Annotated in this window: 10 protein-coding genes; 5 read left to right on the top strand and 5 right to left on the bottom strand. The window is 62.7% G+C overall.

Going from position 1 to position 11,647, the window contains the following annotated elements:
- The first annotated feature begins 6 nt into the window (after positions 1–6).
- From AAYO93_RS02360 to AAYO93_RS02380, 5 genes are all read left to right on the top strand, one after another.
- The gene (locus tag AAYO93_RS02360; RefSeq protein ID WP_345763417.1) at positions 7–900 is read left to right on the top strand and encodes a P1 family peptidase; all 894 of its coding nucleotides are present in this window, start codon (positions 7–9) and stop codon (positions 898–900) included.
- Between the two features lie 29 nt (positions 901–929).
- Positions 930–1,973, top strand: coding sequence for a P1 family peptidase (locus AAYO93_RS02365; RefSeq protein WP_345763418.1), 1,044 nt, complete (start codon positions 930–932; stop codon positions 1,971–1,973).
- Between the two features lie 22 nt (positions 1,974–1,995).
- A complete protein-coding gene (locus tag AAYO93_RS02370) occupies positions 1,996–3,057 on the top strand; it encodes a C45 family peptidase (RefSeq protein ID WP_345764948.1) in 1,062 nt (353 codons plus the stop codon).
- A 46-nt stretch (positions 3,058–3,103) separates the two neighbouring features.
- Positions 3,104–4,096: a LacI family DNA-binding transcriptional regulator gene (locus AAYO93_RS02375; RefSeq protein WP_345763419.1), complete on the top strand. Its 993-nt coding sequence runs from the start codon at positions 3,104–3,106 to the stop codon at positions 4,094–4,096.
- A 232-nt stretch (positions 4,097–4,328) separates the two neighbouring features.
- Positions 4,329–5,072, top strand: coding sequence for a GNAT family N-acetyltransferase (locus AAYO93_RS02380; RefSeq protein ID WP_345763420.1), 744 nt, complete (start codon positions 4,329–4,331; stop codon positions 5,070–5,072).
- A 313-nt stretch (positions 5,073–5,385) separates the two neighbouring features.
- Here the strand turns inward: AAYO93_RS02380 and lysA are convergent, their stop codons facing one another.
- The 5 genes from lysA to AAYO93_RS02405 form a co-directional block, all read right to left on the bottom strand.
- Positions 5,386–6,765 carry a diaminopimelate decarboxylase gene (gene lysA, locus AAYO93_RS02385; RefSeq protein ID WP_345763421.1) on the bottom strand — a complete coding sequence of 460 codons (1,380 nt, stop codon included), beginning with the start codon at positions 6,763–6,765 and terminating at the stop codon, positions 5,386–5,388.
- A 110-nt stretch (positions 6,766–6,875) separates the two neighbouring features.
- Positions 6,876–7,616 (bottom strand): PucR family transcriptional regulator, encoded by a 741-nt coding sequence (locus AAYO93_RS02390; RefSeq protein ID WP_345764949.1) that lies wholly within the window; start codon positions 7,614–7,616, stop codon positions 6,876–6,878.
- Positions 7,610–8,188: a hypothetical protein gene (locus AAYO93_RS02395; RefSeq protein ID WP_345763422.1), complete on the bottom strand. Its 579-nt coding sequence runs from the start codon at positions 8,186–8,188 to the stop codon at positions 7,610–7,612. Before AAYO93_RS02395 ends, AAYO93_RS02390 begins: the two co-directional genes overlap by 7 nt.
- Positions 8,189–8,421: 233 nt before the next feature.
- Positions 8,422–9,972 carry an N-acyl-D-amino-acid deacylase family protein gene (locus AAYO93_RS02400; RefSeq protein ID WP_345763423.1) on the bottom strand — a complete coding sequence of 517 codons (1,551 nt, stop codon included), beginning with the start codon at positions 9,970–9,972 and terminating at the stop codon, positions 8,422–8,424.
- Positions 9,965–11,587: a serine hydrolase domain-containing protein gene (locus AAYO93_RS02405; RefSeq protein ID WP_345763424.1), complete on the bottom strand. Its 1,623-nt coding sequence runs from the start codon at positions 11,585–11,587 to the stop codon at positions 9,965–9,967. Before AAYO93_RS02405 ends, AAYO93_RS02400 begins: the two co-directional genes overlap by 8 nt.
- Positions 11,588–11,647 lie beyond the last annotated feature (60 nt).

The raw sequence follows: 11,647 nt of genomic DNA on the forward strand, positions 1-11,647 counted from the left end.
CCTGGAGTGCTCGTCGGCACAGCCGAGTATTCCGCCGGGCCAACCGGTGTCACCGTTGTCGCGATACCGGCAGGAGCGCGACTAGCGATCGACGCACGGGGCGGAGCTATCGGAATGAGCAACGGCTTCCAGTATTTCGCCCATGCAATCTGTCTGGCCGGCGGGTCGATTTATGGACTCGGCGCCGGTTCGGGCGTGGCCGATGCTCTGCGCCAGCGCATTGGCAACCGCGTCTCCGTTGATGACTTGCAACTGGTCTCGACAGCCGTGATTTATGACTTCTCGTCGCGAGCCAACGCTGTTGCCCCCGACGCAGCGCTCGGCAGGGCAGCTTTCGAGGCTGCGGTACACGGCAGGGTGCCGATCGGGCGCTGCGGTGCCGGGCGGAGTGCGTCTGCCGGCAAAGTTGACTGGAGCCGCTGCGAGTTCACTGGACAGGGAGCGGCCTTCCGCGAGGTTGGACAGGTCAAAGTCCTCGTCATCACTGTCGTAAATCCGGTAGGCGTCATCGTCGACCGCAATGGCTCCATCGTTCGCGGAAACTACGACGTCGCAACCGGTGAGCGTCGCGCTCCCGATCGGGACTACGCCGACGCCCTAAGTGGCGATTTTCCGGCACAGACCGGCAAAGGAAACACCACGCTCACAGTGGTCGTGACCAATGTCCGCCTCACCGACAAGGAGCTGATCCACTTCGGACGCCAAGTGCACAGTTCGATGAACCGAGGAATTCAGCCGTTCCACACCACGCACGATGGTGACACGCTATTCGCGCTTACCACGGACGAGGTGGACCTACCAGGTAGCTCAGCGATCGGCGATAACTCCGTCAACGCTATCGCCGTCGGCACCATCGCCGCGGAGGCCGCCTGGGATGCAGTACTGGAGAGTGCGCGGTGACCAAGTTCACAATCGAATCAGGAGATCGAATGGGCCAGGCTCTCTACGATGACTCGCTCCCGCACCGGCTGACGCCAGTCCCGGCGTTCGTAGAAGGAATCGGCAACGAAGACGTCGAACTCGTACCGGCGCACGGCCTCGGGCGCGACTCCGTCGAGTTCGACTTCCCGGGTGTCTCAGTTGGAACCGCCGAGTACGTCGAGGGTCCCACCGGAGCCACTGTTGTGTCGGTGCCAGCAGGAGCGCGCACCTCCGTTGATGCCCGAGGCGGCGCCATCGGAATCGTCGGTCGCTACGAGGACGTGAATAATGCGATCTGCTTAGCCGGTGGATCCGTCTACGGTCTCGCCGCCGCCGCCGGAGTCGAAGAAGTCCTCCTCGAACAGCATTCCAACCGCGTTGGCTGGGCGGACCTTCAGACGGTGGCGGGCGCGATCATCTACGACTTCGGCGCGAGAGACAACGCCATCAGCCCGGACGCTGCGCTCGGACGGGCAGCCTTGCTGGCCGCGCGAAGCGATCGAATTCCGGTAGGTCGAGTGGGCGCCGGTATTGCGGCCTCGGCCGGGAAGGTCGATTGGGCACGAGCAGAATTCACGGGGCAGGGAGCGGCGTTTCGTCGCATAGGCGACATCCGAATCCTCGTCCTGACCGTGGTCAACCCGGTTGGGGTGATCGTCGACAGGGACAGCACGATTATCCGAGGGAACTATGACACCAGGACCGGTACTCGCAGGCATCCGCTACTTGACTACGAGGCCGCCCTACAGGACGGCGTTCCGCCGACGGCAGTCGGCGGAAACACAACGTTGACAGTGCTCGTCACGAACGTGCGTCTCGATGACAAGGAGCTCAAACATTTCGGACGCCAGGTGCACAGTTCCATGCATCGTGGAATCCAGCCCTTCCATACCAACCACGACGGCGACACCCTGTTCGCATTGACGACCGACGAGGTTGAGCTCCCGCTGGCAGGATCCTCGCGTCTCGGCGCTAATTCGGTGAATTCGGTCGCGCTCGCAACCATTGCATCGGAAGTGGCCTGGGACGCGATCATCACGAGCGCCCAGTGATTGGGGAAGAGTCATGACTGTGATGAGGTTCACCTCGACCACCGCAGATCCGTTTAATCGAGGAGAAGAGCTCGGTCAATTCGGCGGTGAGCAGATCCGGTCGAATGTGAGGAGGTACGAGGAACTGTTTGACGCCGTTGGCGTCGGCTCGGCCGATCGGCGCGAGTATGGTGCGGACGCGATCGCCCGAATCACCGAATGGGCACCCGCCCTCGCAGCCGAATTGCGGGGCCTTTCGAACGGCTCAGGCGTTCCCCTGTGGCAACTCGGCATGCTGAATGCGCGTACCGAAATCCTCGCGATTGTCGGGGAAACGGGTGAAGGCGAGTGTTCAACAGTTGTCTACCTTCCTGCCAGGTCTGCACCGCGTACTGTACAGACCTGGGACTGGCACGACACGTCGAATCCGAACACTCTAGTCACCCGCCACATCACCGGTCGAGGCCGCTCTGTAACGTACTTCACAGAGTTCGGCCTGGTCGGCAAAATCGGACTGAACGACGCTGGAGTCGGGGTGCATTTCAACATCCTGAATCATGCAAGCGATGGCGACGGAATCGGCGTTCCCGTGCATGTCGTCGCACGTCGGGTACTCGACGAGGCCACAACACTCGATCAGGCACTTGACATTATTCAAAGCGCCTCGGTTTCGGCATCTACTGTACTTACCGTTGTCACATTTGACGGTTCTGAGTCGAGCGCTTCGAGCATCGAACTCAGCCCGATGGGCGCCGCAGTGGTGAAGCCGACCGGCAACCTCCTGGTACACACGAACCACTTTCTCGACAAAGACCTGGCGCGCGGCGAAATGTCCCTCGCAAAGTCGAGTAGCTATCCGCGGTTTGCGCAGCTCCGTGCCCGGCGAGCGGACCTTGAAGCCACAAGCGGCATCGAACGCGCTCGCGGAATGCTGGTACACGATGTTGATGGTGCTGCGGTGTGCTGTCACCCGGATCCGGCCATGCCGTTCTACCATCGCTGGCAGACCCTTCTGACGATCGCCCTCGACCTTGAAGGCGCGCGTCTACAGTTTCACGAGGGCGGCCCGTGCACGGTGACGGAGGAGTCGTGGCAGACATTTTGAGAATTGCCCGCGCGGCAGGGACAGCCGCCAAAAGGGAGGAACCGGCGTGAGCGCGGCAACAATTGTCGATGTAGCCAGGGCGGCAGGCGTTTCCAAGACGACAGCATCTGACGCGCTCAGCGGGCGAGGGCGCGTGTCCGACGCGACTCGAGAGGCCGTGTCGTCCGCGGCGGCACGACTGGGCTACACCATCAACAAGTCGGCACGATCGCTGCGTACGGCAACAACCGGCGCGATCGGTCTTTATGTTCCTCAGGTGCTCTTCCGCTCGGAGTACTACCTTTCGTTCGTCTACGGCGTTGTCCGCCAGGCCGCCGATGCGGGCTACGACGTGACGCTAATGGCGGGAACCGAGCCCGTGCCGGCGTATGCACCTCATGTGGACGGGCTTGTCTTGTGCGACCCGGTGGACAGCGACCCAATGGTTAACCGGCTGATGGCTACGGGACTGCCGGTCGTTACGTGCGAGCGATATCCGGGCGACGTAACCCCTGCTGGCGTCGTGTGGTCTGATCATGGTCGTTACGTTTCACAGGTCTTCGATCAAATGGCCGAGGCCGGATCGAACCGCCTCGCACTGCTTGCCTCGACGACAGTGTCGGATTGGGCTCTCACGATTCAAGAGACATACCGCGCCTGGTGCGAGAGGTCCTCCAGAGAGCCCTTGATGATCGAAGTCCCGTTCGGCGCCGACGTGACCACGCTCGTAGAAGCGGTCGACGTGCTTCTCGACAACAATCCAGACGTCGATTCTCTGGTTTGCGCGGCGGACGGGGTCGCGGCCGCAATCATGCCGTCCATCGTGAGACACGGCTTCACCATCGGCGACGACTTCTTGCTCGCATCGTGTGTCGACAGTTCGGCAATGGAATTCGCCCATCCACCGATCACGGCGATCGACACAAAAGGGGGTGACGCGGGTGCCGAGTGTGCACGACTGTTGTTTGACGTTCTTAGCGGTGCAAGCGAATCGGGAACCGTGCACGAACTGGCGCTCGAAGTACACACCCGATCTTCAACCAAACGGCGCATCGCCTAGTTTCGGAGTGCGGTGCTCCGGAGGACGTTTTTGCGGGAAGGACGCGACTCAGGACATCGTGACGATTGTGTCACGGCATCAGTAATGGTTGCAGGCGGTTTGGTGATGACAGGGCTTCGTCGAAGTCGAGTGATTGGCCCATCCCAGCGTCGTGGCGCTCTCGTCAGAGTCAATTCGCGAGATATGAAAAGACCCAACGTGAGGAGTCCTGCGTGATCGAGTTTCACCAACTGTGACGGAGTTCTGGAGTGTCCCCTTCGCCGGTGAGGTGGTATCCGCCGCCGAGGGGATGGCACTATTTGTGAATCCCGAGCTCGATGAGGAAGCGCGCGTTACTGTGTTGTGGTCCTCGATTGACGGAGGGGCATCGATAGCGCTTAGCCCCGCGATCGCGAAGACAATCGGCATCAAGCGGGTGGACGCCATCTCGGCCCTAACCGAGGCCGGAGTCCGTTCCGCGCTCATGGCCGCGGGCATCATCCTTCATGGCGCCGACAACCTCTTCTATCTACTCGATTCGGCAAAGACCGCACTGATCGCGGAGGCTGATTCGCCACATGTGCGTCGACTAACGGACGCGGATGCGTCCCATTTCAACGCCTTCCTAGACGGCGCGTCCGAGCAGGACCTCAATGACGCCCAAGTCGAACTGGATCATTGGGCCGTGTTCGGAGCGTTCGGCGATGATGGAGCGCTTGTCAGCGCGGCCAGCATGTATCCCTGGCGCGACACCATGATCGCCGACATCGGTGTGCTCACTCTCGATTCGGCTCGCGGGCGCGGACACGCTCGGAGCGTGGTCCGTGCGCTCTATAGGCATGCGCTTGGCTTGGGACATGAACCGCAGTACCGCTGCCAACTCGACAACACGGCGTCCGTTGCTCTGGCCCGGGCCTCCGGTCTGAGCCTGTTCGGAAGGTGGGAGGTCGTTTCACCCAATCATAACGAGGAGAGCGACCGCGACGACACCCTCTGATTGATTCGAACTTGTCGAGGCGGTCGGATCGGCGAGGGAGCTACATGGGGAGAGTGCTAGCTGAGGTCGATCACTGAGATGAGCCGAAGCCTGTCCTGCGGTCCATTAGTGGCCAGCGCCACCAACCATTTCGTCCGTGCTCACTGTGGCCTTTGGGCGAGTTGCCCGAGGGCGAATCGTCGATGCACCCGCCCCTCGAGGTTTGCCGCGAGCCAGGGGTGGGTGATGTTACTGATGGAGCGAACGGCACCCAGGGTCCGGGTGAAGTCACGCCTAAAGAGGCGTCTTGCTCCCTCCCTGCGAGTGGACAGTGCTACGGATGAGGATTGTGCGTTGAGACTACTGCTCCGGCAGTGTTTTCCCCACTGGCCGGGCTGGCCGGCTGGAGCCGCTCGCTGCTGGGGAGCGGTCGGGCCAGTCCCTCTTCACGAATGAGAAGGTCCTCGAGTGTTTCTCGTCGCACAGCGAGACGAGCAGAGCCGTCGTTGCAGAACACTACGGGTGGCCGGAAAGCAGCGTTGTAGTTGTTCGACATTGTGTACGTGTAGGCGCCGGTGGCCGGCACCACGACCAAATCACCGGCCTGGGCAATCGGCATCAATCCGTCCTGCACCAGGACATCGCCCGACTCGCAGTGGTGGCCTACGAGATCGCTCCTCTCCAAGCCACCCTCGTGACCGATCAGCCAAGGCTGGAATCGCTGGTTGTATAAGGACACCTCGAGGTTATCTCCCATGCCGCCGTCGACCGCGACGTGAGTTCGTGAACCGCGCTTTACCGTCACCACTGTGTAGAGGGAGACAGCAACGGGCGCGACCATCGAGCGACCCGGCTCGACCATGAGACTTATGTCCTCGCCGAGAAAGCGATGGGCGCTGTCCACCAGGGTTTCGGCCCACGAGTCGATGCTGACCGGCGGATCGTCGCTGGTATAGCGCGATGCTAGCCCGCCTCCGAGATTGTAGACAGGGAAGCGGGGAAGCTGGGAGAGGGCAGCGATCTCGGCTCGGAACTGATCGAGGTCGAAGATCTGTGATCCGATGTGCGCGTGGAGTCCGTCCAATCGCAGGGCGGGTTCCCTTTGGATGCGCTTGATCATGTCGGGAGCCTGATCCATCGAGACACCGAATTTGGAGCCGACGTGACCGGTGGCGATCGCATGGTGCGTGTGTGCGTCTATGCCGGGGGTAACTCGAAGCAGCACGGGTTGTGGGGAAGTCGCGGCTTTGGCGATTCGTTCCACATCGTGCAGGTTGTCGATCACGACGTGGCCGATGCCGTTCTCGACCACTGTTCGGATCTCGTCTTCGGTTTTGGCGTTTCCGTGCAGCAGCATTCGGTTGGCCGGAACACCGGCCGCCAAAGCTATTGCAAACTCGTTGCCTGAAGCCACGTCAAAAGAGAGACCTTCCTCTGAGAGAAGGCGGAGGATCGACGCTGACGGGAATGCCTTAGACGCGAAGTGGATCTGGGTGTTCGCGTGACGCGATCGGAACGAGTCCAGGAACTGTCGAGCTCTCGCGCGTAACGCGGATTCGTCGACGACGAGGGCGGGTGTGCCGAATTCAGCAGCAATCTCGCGAAGCGAGCAGCCGCCCACCACCAGATCCCCCTCAGCTGCAAGGCGTGTGCCCGCCGGGAACAGCTCAAGGTCGGGCGCTGCGGTCTCCCGGGCTTTGCGTTCGTCGGTCACTCGTCGATTTGTCAACGTGGACCGTCCCTCTCCGTCATGCGTTCCACACCTGTTTCGATCGGGTACGAGGTCGCTTGCCGGAGGCCGGAAGCGGAAGCCGTTTTGTCCGGCTACTTGTCACTATTGAAGAGCCGCAGCTGGAGGGCGAGGACAATGCGGGTATCAGGGTCATCGAGGTCGATCAGCTCGCCGATCCGGCGTAGCCGATGTCGAAGTGTGTTCGGATGCAGGAAAAGGAGGTCGGCAGCCTTAGGAACGTCGTAGTGGTTCGCCACCCACACGTGGAGGCTGCGACGATACTCGGTGCCCTGTGATTCGTCGTGGCGAACGAGCAGTGACAGCGGCTCGCCCAAGAGACCGGGGTTCGCGCTGACCCATGCGTAAGCCGACTGAAGGAACATTGCCGCGGCCAACTGGTCGTGACGCACGACCATCCGGTCTGTCACGTATGGGCCGTGCAGAGCGCGTAAGGCTTCGTCGGCCTGTTTCGCGGCGACGGGGATCTGGATCAACGATCCGGCGGTTCGGCCGAACCCTGCGCGCCATGCCCTGCCGCCTAGCTCTCCGACGTTGCTGAGCGTGTTAGCGACGAGCTTGGTCATAAGGGGTGACTCGGAGCCGATCGCGACGATCGCATAGGCGCGACCATTCGCGACTCCGACCACATACCGCAGGCGATACGAGGTGAGGGCGGCTCGGAGAAGATCCGCGATGTGCTGGGTTGCGAAGGCGTCGGCGGGCTGGTCGATTGAGCCGATCGAGACCACAGTCAGCGGCTCAGTACGTTGAAGCCCGAATGACGCGGCGATCTGTCCGGCGGGGTCGATGCCGCGCAGGAGTTGGCTTAAGATTCGTCCCGGTGTCGTCGTACCTCATCGGCCGCCAGGTTGATCCGGGCGAGGTGTGGCGCCGCTGCTCGGGCAGCCTCGGCGAGGGTCTCCGCGGCTTCGAGTTTCAGTGGCCGGTCGCCCTGCACTACCCAGATGGAACCTAACGCCTGACCGTGGGCACGCACAGCCATCGCTAACCGAGGAAGGTGTTCGTGCGGTTCGTGGCTCCATATCGCTGCTTCTGAGCGCATGACCGACAGATACTCTTCCGCATCTGCGGTGTACCTCGGGACTCGGCGGCGCAAGATACCCTCCATGCGCTGGTCGTCGATCCGCTGACCTTCGATCGTGGAGTATGCAAGCACTCGCATTGATAGATCCTCGATGGCTACCGCACCGCCGATGTCAGCGGCGAGCTGGTCGGCGAGTGTGAACAGGTCGTCGAACTGCGTCTCGCCCGGGCTGCACGCCGCGTGCAAAGTGCTGATCAGAGTGTAAAGCTCTCCCCAGGTCAGGGCCGGATCGACCGCCAGCAGCGCCACCCCGGCCGCGTGAGCTGCGGCGATCAGCTGCGCGGACTCGGAATCGGCCACCCTAACGGCCATCGCAGAGGCTCCGGCGCGGGCCGCGTGGTCGAACAGCTGAGCTGGGGGATGCCCGGGGACGAGAAGGATCATGCCATCGAAGGCCGTGCCGGGGTCGGCTGGATCGTAGATCACGGGTGTGGTCACAGCGACGTCTCGCCCGTGGGGCAACGCCAACGGGTTGAGCCCTCCGGGACCTAGAGCGTCGAGGAGCGCCCCGACTGTCACTCGACTCGCGCTCGTCATTTCTGTCCTGGACGGAGCACGAGCCCTTCACGTCCGCCGACGAACTCGCCGCGATCCACGACGACTCGACCTCCAAGCAGAACCCATTCGACTCCGACTGGTCGCTCCGCGGGCCGCTCGTATGTGCCCGCGTGACCGATCCGTGCAGGGTCAAAGACACAAATGTCGGCTACGGCGCCGTTGCCCAGCCAGCCGCGAGCGGCGAGCCCGAATTGGTCAGCGGTGGCGGACGTGATCTTTCGGATCGCCTCGCCCATCGCAACGACGCCCCGTTCACGAACGTACTCTCCGAGAAAGGTCGGGAATGTTCCAAAGGTTCGCGGATGGTTCGGCCCGAACGGCAACCCGTTGTCGGAACCGACCGAGACGAGTGGGTCGGACAGGAAAGTGGTGACGTCGTCCTCCCGCATCGTATGCAGAACGGTGTCCGCGTGCGGGTCGCGACTGACGATGCTACACAGCACCTCCCACGGGTCGTGATCGACCACGAGGTCGGAAAGCCGTCGTCCTGCAACCGCAGGGTCAGCATGGGTTAGGATCTGCAGGTCTTCGGGATGGAGCTCGCGCCAGAGCCCCACGCCGGTTCCGTTGTCGGGGTCCTCGGCTAGAAGCCGCAAAGCCGCACGCTCCTCCCGGTTGGCCAGACGCTTCAGTAATTCCGTGTCCCCGCCCTCGCACGCTGTAGGGGGTAACACGGCGACCAGGTCCGTACTGCACGCGGTGTACGGATACACGTCGGCCAGCACGTTGACCCCGGACCGGCGAGCCTCGACAATCTTTTCCAGAAGCAGTCGCGCAGAGCCGTGCATCCGATGACCCGACGCTTTGCAGTGCGAGATCTGCAGGCGCAAGCCGGCGGATCGGGCGATGGAGATGGCCTCATCCACCGCATCGAGCAGTCCTTCGCTCTCGCTTCGCATGTGGGTGGCGTATGTGCGGCCCCAACGTCGTGCGACCCGGGCAAGCGTGTTCAGTTCGAAACGATCGGCATAGGCGCCAGGCACGTACTCCAGTCCGGTCGACCAGCCGACAGCACCGGCGTCGAACGCCTCGGCCGCGAGGTTACACATCCGGTCCAGCGCGCCGGGTGGAAGGGCGGAGTCGAGGCCGCCGACGGCTACGCGCAAGGTGTTGTGCCCGACAAGCGCGGCGATGTTGTTGGTGGGCCCGGCCGCGGATGCGGCGTCGAGGTAGTCGCCGAAGCTCGCGAACACGTGTCCGTCGGTTTCTAGTGCAACGATCTCCTCCGTAGACGGATCGCTCGGACCGCAGGAGAACCCGCAATTGCCAACGATCTCCGTAGTGACCCCCTGGAGTAACTTGAACGGCTGTGCCTCGTCGAGAAACGGGACCGTGTCGGAGTGGCTATGCGGATCCACGAACCCTGGTGCGACTGCCAGGCCTGTCGCGTCGATCGTCTGGCGCGCGGCACCAAGGTCCCGACCGACCGTGATGACGCGGCCTCCTCTGATCGCCACGTCGGCCGAGCGGCCCGGACCGCCGAAGCCGTCGTAAACTGTGCCTCCGCGGATCAGAACGTCATACATCCCGGCCCACCACCCGCTGCTGGGTCAGATGTACTGTCGTTGAGCCAGCGATCAGCGTGATGTCGTCCGCATCTCCATCCACGTGAATTGAGCCGAAATCGGCCTGGAAGATCGACGTCGACCCGGCGGTACCGAATGGGCGCAGGGTCACGGACGGAAGGGTGTCGTTGCCAACAGTCCAGGTCCCGTTGCCTTGGTTCTGGATGACGATAGACCCGCCCCGGAACTGTTCTCGATAGCGTCCGGCGGGGTCGACCCCCGGGCGGGTACCCGGCATGATTCGTCGGAAACGCGTCAGCGGATCGAATTCCGCGGTCACTTCCAGAGTCTCGTCGACGAGCCGGACCGAGCCGAACCCCAGCGCGCTCTGCCAGCTGCCGTCGGCTGTCGGCGCGAACGGCTCCGGCTCGCCCGCGACGATCAGGTCGATTCCGCCATCTGGGCGGAGGCACACGTCGATGGCGCGGTTAGCTTGCTTCGAGTACCACGGGCCGGTGAGCCCCTGGGAATCCGTAGCGAGCCGCAAGGCCCGCCACGCAAGATCCATCGGTCCGAGGTCGTCGCGATTGCTGAACACCGCGACGCCGACGCCGGATGCGGGATCGGTCAATGAGTACGAGGTGTAGCCCCACATTGATCCGCTGTGGCCGTATGCGGCAACGCCTCCGACTGTTTCGTGCGAGATGCCCATCCCGTAGCTCGTCACAGTGCCGTCAGCGAAGGTCGAGCGAGCCAGCAGCTGATCCCGGATGTCGGCTCCGAGAACACGACCGTCGAGAAGGAAGCCGTGCCAGTTGGCGAAGTCACCAATTGTGGCAAACAGGTCGCCGTCCCCGTCGACGCAGCGCAGGGTCGCGCTTCTGGTTCCATCGTCGCCCATCTCGTGACGAATGAACCCCCCACCGTCTTTCGGTGAATAGCTGAAGGCCATACCTGGGATGACCTGACCGATATCCCGCTTGTAGGTGCTCTCGCGCATGTCAAGGGGCTCGAGTACGGTGGCGGCGATGAGGTCGGGGAAGGCTGTCCCGGTTTGCCGCTCCAGGGCCAGCGCAGCCACGACATAGCCGGTGTTCGAGTAGGAGATCGCGGTGCCAGGCAAGAAATCGGGTTCCGTGAGCGTCACCAGCAATTCCAGGAACACATCGACTGACGAGACGGTCGCTGGTGGAATCCCGATGACGTCGCCGACGGTCAGATAGTCGGGGAGCCCCGAAGTGTGCTGCAAGCAACGGCGAAGCGTGACGCCATCGAATGCAACCTCGGGCACAAGCCCTCGTATATCAGCATCGAGATCGACAAGACCATCGCGGGCGGCGATCAGAACCGTCGCCGCCGTCAGTTGTTTGCTCACCGAGGCGATATCTGTCGGCGTGGCCGTGCTCATGGGTACCCGGTGTTCGAGGCTGGACAAGCCGGCTGCAGCGGAGGCGATCATCACACCATTGCGGTAGACCCCGATCGCTGCTCCCGGCTCGTCCTCAGAGATGCGGTAGTCGAGAAGGTGGTGCTGAAGGCGCCCCGACAGGTCCCGCCCCGCGACACCGAGTGTCGCCTCCACGGCGTTATCGCATTCGACCCCCAGCACGGGTGAAATATCCTCGTGGCTCGACATTCTCTTCTTCTCCTCGTTGACTCGTCGGCCTCTGAGCCGATCTCGATCTTGTTCGGGGGG

It is taken from the genome of Diaminobutyricibacter sp. McL0608, assembly GCF_039613825.1.
GTDB lineage: Bacteria > Actinomycetota > Actinomycetes > Actinomycetales > Microbacteriaceae > Diaminobutyricibacter.